This is a genomic window from Bartonella sp. AC62GZZY (genome assembly GCF_042196525.1).
In the GTDB taxonomy this organism is placed as follows: domain Bacteria; phylum Pseudomonadota; class Alphaproteobacteria; order Rhizobiales; family Rhizobiaceae; genus Bartonella.
This window is the reverse complement of sequence record NZ_JBHIQN010000002.1, coordinates 140,836-159,840: the sequence shown is the minus strand read 5'-3', so window position 1 is coordinate 159,840 and position 19,005 is coordinate 140,836. Positions and strand designations below refer to the sequence as shown.

Genomic DNA, 19,005 nt, shown 5'->3' with positions numbered 1-19,005 from the left:
TATGCAACAGAGTCAAATACAAAGGGTGGTGGATGATTTACTAAAAAATTATCCGAAAAAATTTGATCTTTCTTTAGAGCGTATTGTTCACCTTTTAGAGCGTCTTGGTAATCCACATTTAAAACTTCCACCTGTTATTCACATCGCTGGAACAAATGGCAAAGGATCTGCCTCCGCAATTTGTCGTGCTCTTTTGGAAAGTGAAGGATACTGCGTTCATGTTTATAGCTCACCTCATCTCGTCAACTGGAATGAACGCTGCCGGTTAGGTCAAAAAGGAGGTGGTCAACTTGTTACAGAAAACCAATTGGCTGAGACAATCCGTGAAATTATAAAAGTAAATCGTCAAGAGCCGATTACTATTTTTGAAATTTTTACAGCCGCTGCCTTTATGCTGTTTAGTATACATCCAGCTGATGTTGTTATTTTAGAAGTTGGATTGGGAGGACGTTTTGATGCTACCAATGTCGTTAACAAAACAGCTGTATCGCTTATTATGCCCATTGATTATGATCATGAGAATTTTCTTGGAAACACAATTGCTCAAATCGCTTTTCAAAAAGGGGGGATTATAAAACCAAACGTTCCAGTGGTCATCGGAAAGCAGAATTATGAAGAAACTCTTGCTACTTTAATACCCCTTGCCGATAAAAATAAAGCATCTTATGCTCTCTTTGATCAAGATTATCAAAGCTATAAAGAACATGGACGTATGGTTTTTCAAAACCATCAAGGTCTCATGGACCTTCCTCTTCCTAACCTTATTGGAGACCACCAAATTGCTAATGCTGGTGCATCTCTTGAAGCAGTTTATCAAGCGGGTTTTCAACTTTCAGAACAAACCATAAATGACGCTTTGAAGAATATTTATTGGCCCGCACGAATGCAGCGTCTTACCCAAGGGCTTTTGGTTGATCAACTATCTCCTGATATTGATTTATGGTTAGATGGTGGTCACAATCCTGCTGCAGGAAAAGTTATTGCGGCAGAACTTACACAATGGAGAAAAAAAACAGATCGTCCCATTATTATGATTGCTGGCATGCTTAATACCAAAGATGCTGTCGGTTATTTTCGTCCTTTAGCAAACCTTGTCGATAAAGTATATACGATACCGCTTATTAACAATGACGCCAGTCTCTCTCCAATAAACTTAGCTGAATCAGCCCAAAAAGCAGGAATCTTTGCTACTCCACAAGCACATCTACAAGATGCTTTGTATAAAATTAAAATGGAATATAAAGAGGCTATTGTCCTTATTAGTGGTTCTCTTTATCTTGCGGGTGATATTTTGCGTGACAATAAAACACCACCGTGCTAGATAATTAGCTATTTTTAAAGCTTTGAAAGATAGACCTTTTAATCATGCAACTTGATTGTGCACTTTATCAACATCCTAAACTCATTACTGTTTTTGGCGGATCCGGTTTTGTAGGACGACATGTCGTTGAAACTTTGACTAAGCGGGGATATCGCGTTCGCATCGCTGTTCGTTGTCCACAAAAAGCTTATTACATGCTACAAATAGGAGAAGTAGGACAAACCCAAATGCTTAAAACAGATATCAAGCATCGTGCCTCTGTTGCACGCGCATTGCTTGGAGCTGATGCAGCAGTGTTTTTACCCGGTAGCTTAAAACAAGCAAATCAATCGAATTTTAAAAGCACACAAATTGATGGTGCTTACAATGTTGCTGAATTAACAGTAGAAGCTGGTATTCCTCTCATCTATATGTCGACTCTTGTGGCTAGCGAAAACACTGCATGTCTTTATGCACGTGTTAAGTTTATGGGTGAACAAATCATTCATAACAAGAATCCTCAGGCAATTATTATACGTCCATCCATTATCTTTGGACCAGAAGATTGTTTCTTTAATACCTTAGCAGATTTGTCACGTTTTTTACCAATTATGCCTCTTTTTGGAGGTGGGAAAAGCAAATTGCAACCCGTATATGTTGGTGACGTTGCTGAGTTTATCGCACGTGCTTTAGATGGACAGGTAGCTTGGGGAAAAAAATATGATCTTGGTGGTCCCCAGATTATCACCCTCCAAAATGCTCTTGAAAATATACTTAAAATCATTCATCGTAAAAAAACAATCCTATCTATGCCTCTTTCTGTCGGTCTATTGATTGGAGGAGTTTTAGGAACGATTGGTAAGTTGCCTCTTGTGCCAACGCTCGTAACAGCCAATCAAATACGCTTTTTGCAAATGGATAACATTGTTTCTAAAGAAGCTATAGAGAATGGATATACTCTAGAAGGAGTAGGAATTACTCCTAGAGCAATGACTGCATTCTTGCCAAGTTATCTCTGGCGATTTCGTCCACATGGTCAATTTTCCCAAAACCTACTCGTCTAGAATAAATTCTTCTAAAACTGAGTTAATTATTTGATTTATAATTCATAGTGCGTTGTTAGCGGTTTTAAAATCAGAGTGTTCAATAGAGTGATGTTTTTGCATTTTTAATGCTCCATTTAGTATCACAAAACATGTTTCCTCGCACATCTATAGTATTTTGATAAAAACTGTTGGAAACAGGAGAAAAGCACTTCTTATAAACTGTCTTTATCCAAGAGCAGGTGCAACATTGGAATCCTAAAGAACCGATCCTGAACTGCCTATCCATAAACATGATAATCTATGGCTTTGCATTTATATTATTTTGCCAAAAAGCTTAATAATGAGATTAAAGTAATTCTTCCTTTTTCAAAAACCGCATAAGTGAGTAGAATACGAGTATACTACTTTCGATATTATCCCATAAAAATCGATATAAAAACTGTAAAGCAATGCACCATTTTTATTATTTAAAAGGTATTCCCTCTGGAAACTTTTAAAAGCTTTAAAGTTACGTGAAAAGGATAGAATTTTGTTTATATAATAAAACTTATCATGAAGATCTCCTACTCTGTCAGTAACATCACTACTCAGATCCATAAATGCATATTTGTTGCACAAATTTATGGAGATTTTAAAAGAGCTTTTTCACATAAAGAAGTCCTCTTCTTGTCTTGCATTTTTTTTTAATTTCTCCTACCGTCTTGGAAAAAATTATTTTAAAGGAATGAAGAATGGCAGCTCAAGATTTTGTTGTCAAAGATATTGCACTTGCCGCTTATGGTCGTAAAGAACTTGATATTGCTGAAACTGAAATGCCTGGTTTGATGGCTTGTCGTAAGGAGTTTTCTTCCAGCCAACCTTTGCGCGGAGCGCGTATTTCTGGCTCATTGCATATGACAATTCAAACAGCTGTTTTAATTGAAACATTAAAAGCAATTGGCGCCGATATACGATGGAGCTCTAGCAATATTTTTTCTACGCAAGACCATGCAGCAGCAGCTATCGCCGCAACTGGCATTCCTGTATTTGCCGTTAAGGGTGAAACATTGGAAGAATATTGGACTTATATAGATGCAATCTTCCAATGGCCAGATGGTAATCCTTCCAATCTTATTTTAGATGATGGAGCTGACGCCACAAACTATATTTTAATGGGAAGTCGTGCAGAACAAAATAAAGATATTTTATCGCATCCCAAAACAGAAGAAGAAGAAATTTTTTTCAAACAAATACAAAAGCGTATGGATGCAACGCCAGGTTTTTTTACACAACAGCGCGCAGCAATTAAAGGTGTAAGCGAAGAAACCACAACAGGTGTAAACCGTCTTTATCAGTTACAAAAAGAAGGACTTCTACCTTTTCCTGCTATTAATGTTAATGATAGCGTCACTAAATCAAAGTTTGATAATAAATATGGATGTAAAGAATCATTGGTCGATGGTATTCGACGTGGAACAGATGTGATGATCGCTGGTAAAACTGCCATTGTCTGTGGTTATGGTGATGTAGGAAAAGGTTCAGCAGCATCTCTTTCTGGTGCTGGGGCTCGTGTTAAAGTAACAGAAATTGATCCTATCTGCGCTCTTCAAGCCGCTATGGATGGCTATGAAGTTGTTAATTTGGATGATGCTGCTTCCAGTGCTGATATTATCATCACGACAACAGGCAATAAAGATGTTGTTCGTTTAGATCATATGCGACAAGTAAAGGATATGTGTATTCTTGGAAATATTGGTCATTTTGATAACGAAATCCAAGTCGCTGCCCTTAGAAATTTGCCATGGACGAATATTAAACCACAAGTTGATATGATCACCTTTCCCGATGGAAAACGCATCATTTTGCTCTCTGAAGGACGATTGTTAAACCTCGGCAATGCGACGGGGCATCCCTCTTTTGTCATGTCAGCTTCGTTTACCAATCAAGTTTTAGCGCAAATTGAACTTTTTACCCGTACAGAACACTATACAAATGAAGTCACTGTTTTGCCTAAACATCTTGATGAAAAGGTTGCACGTCTACATCTGGATCGGTTAGGAATAAAATTAAGTGTTTTATCAGAAGAACAAGCCGCTTATATTGGAGTCTCACCACAAGGACCTTATAAACCAAACCATTACCGTTACTAATACGTTTCCTTGGGTTAAAAAAGGGAAAGATGTCGTGCTCAGCTTTGGTGACTATAACCCCAAAGAAAAAACTCAAAAAGAGATCCGAATCTATACGTATATACTTTGCCTTTTTTTCTTTTTTTCTCCAACATGCGCTTTTTCTCAGTCATTGGAAGGTTATTTACCATTTTTCTTCACTTTGCCGAATGGTCCATGGCTGCTTTTAGCGCTGTGTGGAGGAATTTCTTGTGCTTCACTTCTCTCATGTATAGCTGTTACCGTGCGTGCAAAAAAAACTGCACAGAAGCCTTTGAAGATAATTCAGGCAAATTTTTCTGAAAAACTTAAATATTATGAATGGCTTCTGGAAGAAACCGAGCAATTCCTTCTTATTTGGGAAAATCCAACAACCTTACCCCATGTTGTTGGTGCTCTTTCCACATTGCAAAAAATAGGAATCGATCAGAAAGATTTTCAGCGTTTTGAGCTCTGGGTTGAAGAAAATTCTCTGCGAGAACTTGATTATGCATTGACTCAACTCCGTTGTAAATGTCACCCTTTTGATCTTTCTATCACCACCACAAACAATGTACTGCTACAAGTTACAGGAGTCATCGCAGGAACAGTCGCCATTGCTCGTTTTCAAGATATCTCAAAACAACAGAGTGAAAATGCTCGTTTACAGAAAGATATCGCCCGCCTTCTTACTGAACTGAGAATGCAGCGTAATCTTCTTGATCTTATTCAAGAGCCCGTATGGATAAAAGATTGTGAAGGAAAAGTTTGTTTTATCAATCGCGCCTTTAGAGAAATGACAGACTTTCGTGAAGACAGTGATGACGTGGGGGATCTTTTCAATGAAAATACACAACGCAAAACAGATGAAACAGAAACAATTTTTCAAGAACATGTTCATACGGTTATTGGTGGAGAACGGCACCGTTTTCATCTCACACGTATTACAACAGCTGAAGGGATGGCAGCTTTTGCACGTGATGACAGCGCCTATGAAAATCTTGCTCATGAATTAAGATATGTTCTTCAAAGTCATTGTGAAACACTTGACCAAATTTCAACAGCTGTAGCCATTTTTGATACAAACCAAAAATTAAAATTCTGTAATCACGCTTTCAAAATTTTATGGCCGTTGGAGAGTTCTTTTTTAGAAAGTGAACCAAGCCATACATTGTTTCTTGAACGTTTACGTGAAAAGGGGCTCATTGCTGAACACCCTGATTGGCGCGCATGGAAAGAAGAACTTTTAAAAGCCTATTGGCAAACAGAATCGAACCAACAAATTTGGAATCTTCCAGATGGGCGTACGGTGCGTGTTGTCTCGAACCCTCATCCACAAGGAGGTGTCACTTGGCTTTACGAAAACCTTACCGAAAAAATTGATCTTGAGCGCCGTTATAATACACTTATTAAAATACAAGGTGAAACACTTGATAAACTTTCTGAAGGTGTGGTCGTTTTTGGTACTGATGGACGCCTTCGCTTATCGAATCCTGCCTTGTCGAAATTGTGGTCTCTTCCTTATAATTTACTGGTAGAAGGAACCCATATTACACAGTTACAAAGCCATTGTTCAGCCTTAACCTTGGGGCAAGAATGGGATCAATTTACCAAGTTCATTACCGGTTTTGCTGAAAAACGTGAAACATTTTCAGGTCGTATAGATCTTAAAAATGATATGATTATTGACTATACTCTGGTCCCTCTTCCTAATGGACAAACGATGCTTACTTTTGTGAATGTTACGGACACTGTCCATGTTGCGCGTGCTCTTCAAGAAAAAAATGAAGCATTAGAAAGTGCTGATCGTTTGCGTAATGAATTTGTCCAACATGTTTCTTATGAATTACGCACACCTCTCACCAATATTATTGGATTTTCCGATATTTTACGTGATCAAATTTTCGGTTCTATCAATGAACGTCAACAAGAATATCTTGAACACATTCATTCAGAATCAGGAACTCTTTTAAATATTGTTAACGATATTCTTGATCTTGCTACCCTTGATGCAGGCATTATGGAGTTGGACATAAAATCGGTTAACATTGCCGATGCTATGATACAAGCAGTAGCACGTGTAGAAGATCGCCTTAATGGACGTCATATTACGCTTTTACAACAAATTTCTCCTTCCTTAAATTCTATTTCTGCTGATGAAAAGCGCTTGCATCAAATTTTTGTGAATGTCCTGAGTAATGCTATTAATTTTGCAACGGAGGCGAGTACTATTGAATTTTGCGTTGATGAACAAGATGATAACATTGTCTTTAGCGTTCACAATCAGGGCTCTGACATCCCAGAAGATGTCCTTGATCGTATTTTTAAACGTTTTTCTTCCCATTCACACCATGGTGGGCGTGCGGGAGCGGGTCTTGGCCTTTCCCTTGTAAAAAGTTTCGTTGAACTACACGGTGGACATGTTGAAATTCTTACCGGTTCTGGAAAAGGAACAACAGTTAAATGTTTTTTCCCACTCTCCAAAGGAGATACGATTTTTTAATTTTAACCTTTATGATAACAAAAATTTTTCATCCATTTCATGGAACTTTTAATGAATTTTAGTTTTTTTCTTGAAAATGAAGAGGCAACAAAGCTTTTTTCACAAAATTTAGCTCTTTCTTTAAAGCCAGGAGATCTTGTAACGCTGCAAGGAGATCTTGGAACTGGAAAGTCAACCATTGCACGTACAATCATTCAAACACTTGCGAACGATAACACTATGGATGTTCCAAGCCCTACTTTTACTCTTGTGCAAAGCTATCAACTTCCAAAGTTTGAAATTATTCATGCTGATCTTTATCGCCTTTCTATGGCAGAAGAAATTGATGAATTAGGGCTTCATGAAACTCGTGAGAAAAATATTTTACTTGTTGAATGGCCAGAAAGAAATACAGCTCTTTTAGAGCTTGCCACTTTTGCACTCACCTTACATTATAAAGAACATGGGCGTCATGTAACAGTTAAATCAGCGCAACATTCCATTGAATGTTTGCAACAGTCTTTCGCAATTCGTACATTTTAAAAAAAACATGGACATCATCATTTTTAATTTGATAATACCTCAGTACTACCTATGAAATTTGAGATGATGGACAACATAAAGAAGGCTTCAATGGAGGCACCAACCATGGAAGATGAAGTGAAATGCTGACTCTTTCATATAACAATGACATAAATTGCAAAGAACAGTCGTTAATTTATAGGAATTCATCAATTTATTTTAGAGAATCTGATACCTACAATTTTGATTTTAGAGAATAGTATAAGAGAATTTTAAATTGAAGTGGTAACCCTTTAGAAGAGCATTATATAACCTGTAGTGAATTGCTTGTTTCTTTCTGCTTAAAAATTGTGAGCTTCAAAAAAGTAATTTGCAAAGTTTTTGCTTAAAATCTCCTTTTATGTGTTGAAAGCACTATCTATCTCAATAGTCTTATCTAAGAAGAAAATATCATTCACTTAAATATTCGTTGGCACGCATATAAACAAGGAATTGCCTACATTGTTCATACAGGACAATTTTTTGATAAAAAATGATCTATTGAATTACGTATAACAGTGTGGATTCTTAAAATCATTTGAATTTTTGATTTAATTGAATTGCTATTACAATGTATTACAGAAAAGGAATGTAAAAAAATCAAAAGGAGAGACTAAAATTTCTCTCCTTTATCGTTACTGTGTATGGCATTAACTAAGGCCATTTTTTATCCACTCAGAAAGACGTCCTTTAGAGGTAGCGCCAACCATATTCGATGAAATATTTCCATTTTTAAACATTAGTAATGTAGGGATAGAACGTACTCCGTATTGGGTAGCCAGTTCCGGATTTTCATCAATATTTACCTTAGCAATTTTAACTTGATTTTGCATTTCTATTGAAATTTCATCCAAAATTGGAGCAATCACTTTGCAAGGGCCACACCATTCTGCCCAAAAATCAACCACAACAGGGGTGGAAGAGGTTAGAACTTCACTTTCGAAATTATCCTTATCAACTTTTATACACGTCATTGATTTATCCTTTATATTCACTTTTTATAGATTGGTATAATAACAATTCATATCAAGTTATTGCAAAGATAAATTATTAAAGGACTTTTTTACATCAGAGATTGTGCGTTGTGTTTGTTTGAGCGATTTTATGAAAGTAAATAAAGTGTAAAAATGCTTTGCAAGGAAAAGACTAACTTATAAGGCAACTTCACTAAGAAATGCCTCAAGTTTTTCTGGAGAAAGTTTGAAAATTTTGGCTTCTTTACTATAGATAAGCAGAGCTTGTATATCTTTATCGGGATGAATAGCTTGCAATAATTTTCGATAAAGAGCCATTTGCAACCAATGATGGGAAGCAATAGCGGCTTCATTTTCTGGTGGGGTTCCCGTTTTAAAATCGGCAAAGATAATGCTGTTTTGCGTGATGTAGAGACGGTCAATTTGACCAGAGATTACTTGTTCTTTTCCACGAATTTTTACAATGCCCATTAAGGAAACCTCAGCACGTGAATGCTCAGAAAAAAGGGGGTTGAGATAAACATGATCTAATATTTTCCAAATATGGCAAAGAGCATCTTCTCTTTGGCTCTCATGCCAATGAGAGGCTTTGATATTGAGATAGTTTTGAGCATAATCTCGACGTTTTTGTGGGGGACAATCGGGTAAATATTGTAACAATCGGTGAATGAGATTACCGTATTCAATGGAAAAAGCTCTGTTTGTGTTCGTTTCTCCTAAAACAGGTGAAATAGTAAATTGTTTTGGACTTGAGGAAGGTTCTGTATCAGCTTCAATAGAAAGGCTCGCTACTGAGGGTTTTAACGGTTTTGGGAGAATTGGTTCTGCTGGTACTTTATGAGAGAAAAAAGCAGGCAAAGGCGGTAAAGTTTGGCATTCAGAACAGGCGATTTCGGGGATTATAGAAGTAGAAGAAGGCGGTGTAATGCAATAACGCCAAGCTGCAATATCTTCCGCAGGGCCTTTTATAGAAACCGCATGAGGTTCAAGAGCTTTTTTTACCAATTGTAACCATGTATGAGATGGCGTTTTCTGACTTTTATATCCACAAATAAACAAGCGATCTTCAGCGCGTGTCATTCCTACATAAAGAAGGCGCCTATATTCTTCTTCTGCACGCTCTTTTAAACGCAAAATTGCTTGTTTAGAGGGCATTGTATCGAATTCTGCATTAGGGCACCAGATAAAAGCTTGTTGATCACTCAAATGTGCATTGTTCAAGGGAACTTCAAGCAAGTGAGGTGAATGCTGAGGATGCCAGATTGCACTACCAGGATCAACCAGAAATACAACGGAAGCTTCCAGTCCTTTTGCAGCATGAACAGTCATGATGCGAATTTCTTCATGGTTTTGGTCAAACTCACGTTTAATTTCTGGTTCACTGACACTTAATGTTTCCAAAAAAGCTTGTAATCCTGGTAACCCCGTTTTTTGAATCGCGAGTGTGTAGTCCATAAAAGCATCAAGCACATCATTGGCTTCCGAGCCTAAGCGCGCTAAAATTTTTTGTCTTCCCTTATCATTATTCAGAATATGGCTATAGAATTCGAAGACTGGTATTTTATCCACTAAAGTACGATATTGACTCAAGCTTTCAAAAGCATCTTTAAAAGGAATATGCGACGATGCCTGCTCACAAAGGCTTTTCCAAAGAGAGCCTGTACGGTGAGCGGCAAGTTGATAAAGTTCCTCTTCGCTAAGCGCAAAGAGTGGACTTTTTAAAACACAAGCAAGAGACAAATCGTCTTGTGGTTGCAAAACAAAACGTCCGAGTGCCATTAAATCACGCACGCTCATATGTTTTATAAGCTGTAAACGGTCTGCACCAGCGACAGGTATATTGCGTTGTTTAAGGGCACGAGAAAGCGCTAGGGCAAATTGATCACGCTTACGAACCAAAACCATAATATCACTAGCACGCAATAACCGCCCTTTTGCTGGAAGCATTTCTCCTTTTTGTAACCAGCCTGCAATAGTTTCAGCAACTTTTTCTGCCAAACGTACTGCTGGTGTATCTAAATGATCAACAGTTACATGCCAATCATCAGGAAATTCGTCTTTTTCTTTAGAAATAGCATCCCATAAAATAACTTCACCTGGACTGTGAGTACGGATAGCTTCGTGTACGGTTTTTGTATTTTCTGCCGAAAGCCCTTTATAATTTTCTGGTGTTTCAAAAACAAGATCAACGCTTTTAAGAACATCTGCTGTAGAGCGAAAAGAGTAATGCAGTTGTATTTTTTCGAATTTCTGCTTTGCTTGTTGTGCTTTTTTTTGAATAATTTTCCCATTTGCAGCAAAATTTTCTGGTGCAGCGCCCTGAAAGGAATAAATAGACTGTTTTTCATCTCCAACAGCAAAAAGAGTACGTATATTGTCACGTTGACTATGACCTGTAAAAAATTCTTGCGCTAAAAATTGAATAATTTTCCATTGATCAGGGTTCGTATCTTGTGCTTCATCAAGCAAAATATGATCAAGACCCTTATCAAGTTTATAGTGCACCCATTGGCTTGCACCTTCACGTTGCAATAAATGGAGTGTGCGCTCAATGAGATCATCAAAGTTTAAAAAACCATTGGTTTTTTTTAAATTTGCATAAATTTTGAGATAAAGGGCACAAAGCTGAAAAGCCGCCATATTGAGGGTCGCAACTTTTGCGCATTGATATTTCTCTAAAAGAATAGAAAGCTCGCTTTGTTTATCTTCAAGCATTTGTTGAATAAAAGGCCAAATTTCGTCTGATTTTTTACGAGATAAATTTGAGAAATTCCGTGGCTCACCTTTTGTTGTAAAATAAATATCAGAAATACTATTGAGAATATTTGTCTCATCATGTACCTCTTCTAATTGGGAAAGTTTTGCCACCATATCCTTGAAGCTTTGACTGCCATTGATTTCACAATGATTAAGAGCATAAACAGGAAGGCGCGCAATCTGTTGCATTTGTTCCAATAGGTATTGGGTTGTTTCATCGGGCGCTAAGTTAAAAAGCGCACGCAATTTTTCTTCTCCATTTTCAGACAGAAGAGAAGACAAAAAATCAGACAGTTTATGTTGCTTTTCAGCTGCTTCATACAGCAATTGGTTAAAAGTATGTTCACTGATAACCTTAAGCAGCTGTTTTAGAGCGGGTTGTACATCATGATGCTTCAAAAGTTGGCAGCGAGCTTCTTGTAGTAATTTCTTGCGGTTGACATCATCTATGAGTTCGAAATGTCCAGCAATATTGGCTTCTAGCATAAATTGATGCAAGAGAGATTCGCAAAATGCGTGAATAGTCTGTATTTTCAAACCACCAGGTGTTTCTAAAGCACGAGCAAAGAGTTGGCGCGCATAGGTTATTTTTGTTGCACTGATAGGTTTGTTTTCAAACTTCGATAAGATTTCTTTAAGCTGCGCATCATCGAGTTCATTCCAGCTGGAGAGTGTGCGAAAAATTCGTGATTGCATAACAGCAGCGGCGGCTCTCGTGTAAGTAAGGCATAAAATACGTGCTGGAGGCGTACCGTTTAAAAGCAAACGGATAACACGTTCGGTTAGAACATGGGTTTTTCCAGATCCTGCATTTGCAGAAACCCACACGTTTTTTTGGGGATGTGTTGCTGTTGCTTGTGCATCAAGAGCGGCTTCAGGAATAGAAAAAAACGTCATGATTACTCTTCTTTATGAAAACCACTTGACCATTCCCATAAGCGTGCCAGATGATCATAGTCACTTTCATATTGTTTTAACATAGGGACTGCGTGTGAAAGATAGCCTTGTTGTGGATTTTGATAATAAGTTATGAGTGCGATAAGATTTTCCCATGCATTGTTAGCAAGATCAACAGCACTTAGATGAGTTTTTCCGTCTTTTTTCTTTAAAAGAATTGATTGGGATTTAATTTCACCTTTTTTGTTAAGAGGAATGTAAAATAAATTTGAGGGGGTAAAATCTTGAAAATCTGGGAATCCCCCTTGTATGAGTAAAGCTGTTTCTAAAGCCAATTGCGGAAATAATAATTCACGAACTTGTTTTGATGAAGGAGGGGTTCCGGTTTTGAAATCTAGAATTTCAACCGTTTTATCTGGCAAAACATCAAGACGATCAGCACGTCCTGAAAGGGTTACCCCTGTTGTTCCTATAGGGATTTTTTGTGATACCACTTCCGAATATCGCTCTCGCAGTCCTAAACTTTGTTCCCATTGAATAAAGCGTGGAGCAAGATTTTCAAAACTATCCCACCAAATCACTTCAATATCCGGTGGAAAATTGAATTTATCAAACTCTTTACGTCCAATAGCAAGCAACACATCTAATGCATTTGCAGCATTTAGATTTTTTATTTGTCTGCAAAAATCTGCAAGAATAGCGTGATAAAGTGTTCCACGTTCAGGAGCGCTAGAATTATGAATAAGGGCTTTAAGTGGTTTGAGCCTTAAGATTTTTTTAGCATAAATGGCATAAGGGTCATACCGTAATATTTCTATTTCAGTAACTGAAAAATGACGTGGACGCATATCAAGAGGTGGTACAGGGCAGGGACGCTTCACCTCAGAAATCATGTTTGTATGATCAAGCATCTTTGCCCAATGAAGGAGTATTTCACCTCGTGCACGGATTTGTTTCCAAACTTGTTGTCCTACGACGGTTTCTAAGCGTTGTAGCCAACGTGAAGGAATGGAAGGCGTATGATTAACGCGCAATGCGCGACTCATCACCACTTTATCCATTCCCATCGCCCATTGAAAATCATGCGCGGAAAGACCAATATGCTGCTCTGGTGGCTCCAGAGTTAACATCATTTTCATCGGTCGCGATAAAAAAGCATCATTTCGGGTTGATATCGGCCATGACCCTTCATTAAGACCGCCGATGACCACTGTATCAACCGTTTGCAAACGCGATTCCAAAGTACCCCAGATGAATAAACGTGGATGTCCTCCAGGAGAAGGTGTAACGGAACGCATTGCGATCAATGCAGAAAACATAGCAGGCCATTCGCAAAGATGAAATGTTAATCCTGATTGATCACTGACCAATTCACGTAAGAACTTTGATAAGGCTTGTCCTGCTTCGTGTTGATAAAGATGTGCAAGAGAGTTATCCTCATCGCGACCAAAATTTTCAAAAACTTCAACAGTTGCTATCGCAGCTTCGTTGATGGTGCACTCTTTCTCTTGTTTCATAAGAGATGTTAAAGGTTCAACAGCTGTCCTCAAAAGATGACAAAGGAAACGTGCTTCTTCACATTTCTGCTGATCAAGAGCGTTGATTTCAGAACTATTATGAAAAGATGTTTCAACCCATTTTTCAAGAAATTGATCACATTCGCAAAGATTGATGCGCCCTGTATTCCCTCGAAGAACAAAAAGTTCAAAATTTTCTGCCATTTCCCGTAAACGATGACGGTTTTGTTGGAGTGTTGTAAGGGGATGTTTAAGAAGAGAAAGAAAAGCAATGGGATCATCAGGTTGTAATACATTTTCTAAGATAAGCCGCAAAAGCGTTACAGGCAATGTTTGGGCAAGTGGTATTCCCCCTGAATCATTTGCTTCAATTCCAAATCGTTGTAATTCCGCAGTAACACGGCGTGCTAAATTACGGTCATTTGTAATAAGAGCTGCGGTTTTTTGGGGTTCTTCAATAGATTTGCGTAAAGCAACAGCAATAGCGAGAGCTTCTTCACGTTCATTGATAGCTTCAATAAATGACCAGTCTGTACAAAGAGCCTCATAATCATCACGGACAATTTGTATCCATTTATCTGTCGTAGAAGCAGGTCGCAATGCTTCCGATAAAAGAGCCATTCGTCTTTTCTTTGTGCTACTTTGTTGGCCAATTTCGCAAACATGGCGACGTTGACACCCCATGAGAGAAAGAAGTTTTTTTAAATGATATTGAGGATGGCTAAAAATATTTTCTGCAGGATCAAAAAAATCGCAAGCTGTTTTTTCTTTATTGCTTGTGCTTAATGCATTCCATTGTTCTTCATCCATATAAAAATCAAGGCCAGGAAGAACAACAGCCCCTTTGGGCAGAGAAGCTATAACCTTTAAAAGATGAGAAACTGCGGGCATAGAACCTGACACACCAGCTGCAATGATCGGTTTATCAGGCTTCGTACGTCGTAAATTCTCTGCATGCATTGTGAGTGCTTGATTACGCCATTCAGCGGGATTACTTCGTTGTCTTTCTGTCAAGATTTGTGGCCAATTTTGCGTAACAATAGTCAGAAAATCGAGCGTTATCTGCCACCATTCAGCGACCATGTCAGGGGCAATATCTTTAAGTTTCGACCAATCTGCTCCTTCTGTTTCAATTTCGTCCATCAAGTGTGCTAAATCTTGAGCAAGCCAAATTGCATCAGCACTATGAGCTGGAATAAGCACATCTTCTGTACCAAACATGGCACGCAGATGCGCAGGTAAATTTTCACGCCATGGACGAATAAGGCGCGCTAAAAGCAGTAGGCGTTCACTTTCTCCAATAGGCGGATTTAAAGCGCTAGTATGATTTTCAACAAAAAGGAAACTGTCTTCATCGACATCTCCTAGAGCACGAATAGTTGGTAAAAAGGTTGAGTGTGTATTACTTCTTTCAACAAAAGCTAAACGCAAAGCGCGCGCAGCACGACGTGTCGGAACATAAATAAGGCTATCAGCAAGAGCAGTTTGAATGTCTCCATTGGGAGCAAAATTATCAATAAGGGTACCAGAGAGCAGTGCATCAACAAAGTGAGGCAAAAAAGCCGTTCCAGAAGATATAGAAAAGACACGTGGCTTATAAGTCATATGATCTCATATTGGGAATAACAAATTTCATCTTATTGATTATTTGCTTTATTTTGACTGTATACAATTTTCATACAAGAAAAAACTGAAAAGCTCTATTTATACAGGAGATTTTTAACTGACATTCAAAATACTTAAATATATGACCTTGTCTTAAGCTATTGTGAAAAAATATATCAAAATTTTAAAAGACGTTACAATTACAAATATATTATAACTTATTGAATATTATAAATAAATTTACTTCTTTCTTTATATAATACAACCTGAAAGTGTTCTTTACATACTCCTTTTGTTTTCAGAAAAAATAACAATATTCAGATCCCTAACTCGATATGAAAAATCATTATCAACCAAATTGTTACATAAAAAATTCTTCTTTACATTAAGAGCTTACTTGATAATCTTTAAAAGTAGAAAATTTTATCTTAGGAGCTCTTTCTGCTTCATAATTTAATGAAAAATGGTTCTCCGCTAAAAAAACTGGATCACCTTCTAAATCATACGCAAGAGCAGAGCGATGATTGTTGAGAAACTTTTGCAACTCATCTTTGCTCTGCGCTGAAATCCAACGGCATAAATTAAAGCGTGCAGACTCAAAATTCACTGGCAAAGAATATTCTATTTTTAATCGCTCTTTTAAAACATCAATTTGCAAAGCACCAATAACACCAATGAGAGAAGGCGACCCATCATCAGGAATAAACAATTGCACAACCCCTTCTTCAGCCATTTGTTGCAAAGCTTCTCTGAGCTTTTTTGCTTTCATTGGATCACCCAAACAAACACGACGCAAAATCTCTGGTGCAAAATTGGGTACTCCCTTAAAAAGAATATCTTCTCCTTCAGTCAAAGTATCACCAATACGCAATGTTCCATGATTAGGAATCCCTACGATATCACCGGCATAGGCTTGATCAGCAATTTGGCGCGAACGCGCAAAGAAAAATTGTGGAGCAGAAAGTGTCATCGGTTTTCCTGTTCTGACCAATTTTGTCTTCATACCACGTTCAAGTGTTCCCGAACATACCCGAAAAAATGCAATACGATCACGATGATTAGGGTCCATATTCGCTTGAATTTTAAAAACAAATCCCGTCATTTTAGGTTCAGTTGCTATGATATTGCGCTGATCTGCACTTTGATCACGAGGACTTTGACCAAAATCAATAAGCGCATTGATCAAATCACGAACACCAAAATTTCGTAAAGCTGAACCAAAATAAACCGGAGTCATATGACCTTCACGGAAAGCTTGAAGATCAAAATTCTTGCAAACACTTTGAGCGAGTTCTACTCCTTCAAGAAAAGTGGAACGTTGATATTGGGGAAGTAAATGGACAACCTCACTGGGATTTGAAACGATCCGCTGGGTTATCTCATCATCTTTTTGGCGAAAACGGTTATGATGAAGATCAAAAGTCCCAACGAAATCTTTACCCGTCCCAATGGGCCATGTTATGGGGGCGGTATCAAGAGCAAGCTTTTCTTCAATTTCATCTAAAAGCTCTATAGGATCACGCGCCTCACGATCCATTTTATTGATAAAAGTAACAATAGGAATATCCCGCATCCGACACACTTCAAATAGTTTTAGTGTTCTAGGCTCAATCCCGCGGGCCCCATCCAATACCATGATAGCACTGTCAACCGCTGTAAGCGTGCGATAAGTATCGTCTGCAAAATCTTCATGGCCTGGGGTATCTAGGAGATTAAAAATATGATTTTCATATTCAAACGTCATCACAGAAGTCACAACGGAAATACCACGATCACGCTCAATATTCATCCAGTCAGAACGAGTTTGAATACGATCTTTTTTGGCTTTTACTTCTCCTGCAAGTTGAATAGCACCACCAAACAATAAAAGCTTTTCCGTCAATGTTGTTTTCCCAGCATCTGGGTGAGCAATAATTGCAAATGTACGGCGCCGCTTTACTTCCTGTACTCTTCGTTCCATTATTCCTCCATAGGTCGTGCAAGTGCTTCAGCAATCAGTGCACGCATTTCATTAATCCCATAAAGCGCTATAAATGATCCCCATCGTGGACCTCTCTCTTGTCCTAAAAGGACCTCATACAACATTTGAAAAAAAACATTGGAAACGCCAGGCCCACCTTCAGGGCTTTTTTTGCTATGATCTTGATAGCGTTCCGTTAACCGCGCAACATCAAGAAGTGTATTTTGTAGTGTGTTGCCATCAACAGTTTCAGGCAAATTGGCTAATTTTGCATCAATTTGTGCTAATGTTGCTCGTTCGCTGTCATCTGGTATACGAAATTTTTTGTTTGGTTTAACAAAAACATCAAAATATTTAATGGCAAATTTCACCAATTGATCAAGTTCTGGACAAGTTTGCGCATTTGCTCCCTTAGCGTAACGAGAAATAAAACCCCAAAGAACCCCTGCATTCTCTGCATTTGAAGCACTTACCAAATTTAAAAGCATCGCAAAAGGTACAGGTAAATCAACCTGCGGTGGACAACCATTATGAATATGCCATACAGGATTATTGAGCCGTTCTTGCCAACTTTGACGACCATAGGCAGAAAGATGCGCATAATATTCATCCACAGCTTTGGGAATAACATCAAAATAAAGCCGTTTTGCTGTCTTGGGCTTTGAAAACATATAAAGCCCTAAGCTCTCTGTTGGAGCATATGTAAGCCATTCATCAATGGTTAAGCCATTTCCCTTGGATTTGGAAATTTTTTGCCCTTTATCATCTAAAAAGAGTTCATAGTTAAATCCCTCTGGAGGCTTTCCACCCAGTACTTTACAAATTTTAGAAGAAAGATTTGTGGAATCGATAAGATCTTTTCCTGCCATTTCATAATCAATGCCAAGCGCTGCCCAACGCATAGCCCAATCGACCTTCCACTGACACTTAACTTTACCCCCTGTAACCTCTGTTTCTATGGTTTCTCCTGTTTCAGGTTCAATATAAGTAACTGTCCCTTTTTCAACATTACGCGCAATCATTGGTACTTGTAATACTTTTCCAGAAAAAGGAGAAATCGGTAAAAAAAGAGAATAGGTCGCCTGTCGCTCTTCACCTAATGTTGGTAAAATAATTGCCATCACCTTGTCATAACAAGCAAGAATTTTTAAAAGTGTTTCATCAAAACGACCAGAATTGTAATAATCCGTAGCACTTGCAAATTCATAATCAAAACCAAAACGATCAAGGAAAGCCCGTAACCGCGCATTATTTGCCGCTCCAAAAGAAGGATAATCATCTCCAAAAGGATCAGGTACACGGCTCAACGGTTGACCAAGATAATGTTCCATCCTCTCGCGATCTGGCACATTCTCAGGAACCTTGCGCAAACCATCCATATCATCAGAAAAACAAAGTAATTTTGTTTTTACTTTATTCTCTGTGAGAATATGAAATGCATGACGCACCATGGTTGTACGTGCAACTTCCCCAAAAGTTCCAATATGCGGTAAACCAGAAGGTCCATAACCGGTCTCAAATATTATACTGTCTGGGTAACCCGTCTTTTCATACCGTTTGATAATCTTACGTGCTTCTTCAAATGGCCAAGTTCTCGATTGAGCAGCCGCATCCTTTAATTCAGGCGTAAGGCTAAGGGCATCACACTGATTACGCATCATTATTTATCCTAAAAATTATAATCTTCCAAAATAGGGTGTATGGTTCTTGAATTTATTCGTCAATAATAGCAAGCAAAAAGATGTAAATTTCTTTATACTCTTAAGTCACAATACAAAAA

General features: G+C 38.1%; 10 protein-coding genes. 5 read left to right on the top strand and 5 right to left on the bottom strand.

What is annotated here, in order from left to right:
* Position 1: 1 nt before the first annotated feature.
* The 5 genes from ACFIML_RS02225 (at position 2) to tsaE (ending at position 7,497) form a co-directional block, all read left to right on the top strand.
* On the top strand, positions 2-1,321 hold the full coding sequence (locus ACFIML_RS02225; protein ID WP_375614328.1) for a bifunctional folylpolyglutamate synthase/dihydrofolate synthase: 1,320 nt from the start codon (positions 2-4) through the stop codon (positions 1,319-1,321).
* A 44-nt stretch (positions 1,322-1,365) separates the two neighbouring features.
* Positions 1,366-2,364, top strand: a complete 999-nt coding sequence (locus tag ACFIML_RS02220; protein WP_375606121.1) for a complex I NDUFA9 subunit family protein — start codon at positions 1,366-1,368, stop codon at positions 2,362-2,364.
* A gap of 713 nt (positions 2,365-3,077) precedes the next feature.
* Positions 3,078-4,475 (top strand): adenosylhomocysteinase, encoded by a 1,398-nt coding sequence (ahcY, locus tag ACFIML_RS02215; protein WP_375606120.1) that lies wholly within the window; start codon positions 3,078-3,080, stop codon positions 4,473-4,475.
* 34 nt (positions 4,476-4,509) lie between these two features.
* Positions 4,510-6,975 (top strand): ATP-binding protein, encoded by a 2,466-nt coding sequence (locus ACFIML_RS02210; RefSeq protein ID WP_375606119.1) that lies wholly within the window; start codon positions 4,510-4,512, stop codon positions 6,973-6,975.
* 51 nt (positions 6,976-7,026) lie between these two features.
* Positions 7,027-7,497, top strand: coding sequence for a tRNA (adenosine(37)-N6)-threonylcarbamoyltransferase complex ATPase subunit type 1 TsaE (tsaE, locus tag ACFIML_RS02205; RefSeq protein WP_375606118.1), 471 nt, complete (start codon positions 7,027-7,029; stop codon positions 7,495-7,497).
* Positions 7,498-8,165: 668 nt separating this feature from the next.
* On the opposite strand, the gene trxA is transcribed toward tsaE, so the two are convergent.
* The 5 genes from trxA to ACFIML_RS02180 all read right to left on the bottom strand — a co-directional run bounded on the left by trxA (position 8,166) and on the right by ACFIML_RS02180 (position 18,886).
* On the bottom strand, positions 8,166-8,489 hold the full coding sequence (gene trxA / locus ACFIML_RS02200) for a thioredoxin (protein WP_375606117.1): 324 nt from the start codon (positions 8,487-8,489) through the stop codon (positions 8,166-8,168).
* 177 nt (positions 8,490-8,666) lie between these two features.
* On the bottom strand, positions 8,667-12,143 hold the full coding sequence (addA, locus tag ACFIML_RS02195; protein ID WP_375687279.1) for a double-strand break repair helicase AddA: 3,477 nt from the start codon (positions 12,141-12,143) through the stop codon (positions 8,667-8,669).
* Positions 12,144-12,145: 2 nt separating this feature from the next.
* Positions 12,146-15,265, bottom strand: a complete 3,120-nt coding sequence (gene addB / locus ACFIML_RS02190; protein WP_375687277.1) for a double-strand break repair protein AddB — start codon at positions 15,263-15,265, stop codon at positions 12,146-12,148.
* 385 nt (positions 15,266-15,650) lie between these two features.
* Positions 15,651-17,225: a peptide chain release factor 3 gene (locus ACFIML_RS02185; protein ID WP_375607918.1), complete on the bottom strand. Its 1,575-nt coding sequence runs from the start codon at positions 17,223-17,225 to the stop codon at positions 15,651-15,653.
* The gene (locus ACFIML_RS02180; RefSeq protein ID WP_375608990.1) at positions 17,225-18,886 is read right to left on the bottom strand and encodes a lysine--tRNA ligase; all 1,662 of its coding nucleotides are present in this window, start codon (positions 18,884-18,886) and stop codon (positions 17,225-17,227) included. Before ACFIML_RS02180 ends, ACFIML_RS02185 begins: the two co-directional genes overlap by 1 nt.
* Between the last annotated feature and the right edge of the window lie 119 nt (positions 18,887-19,005).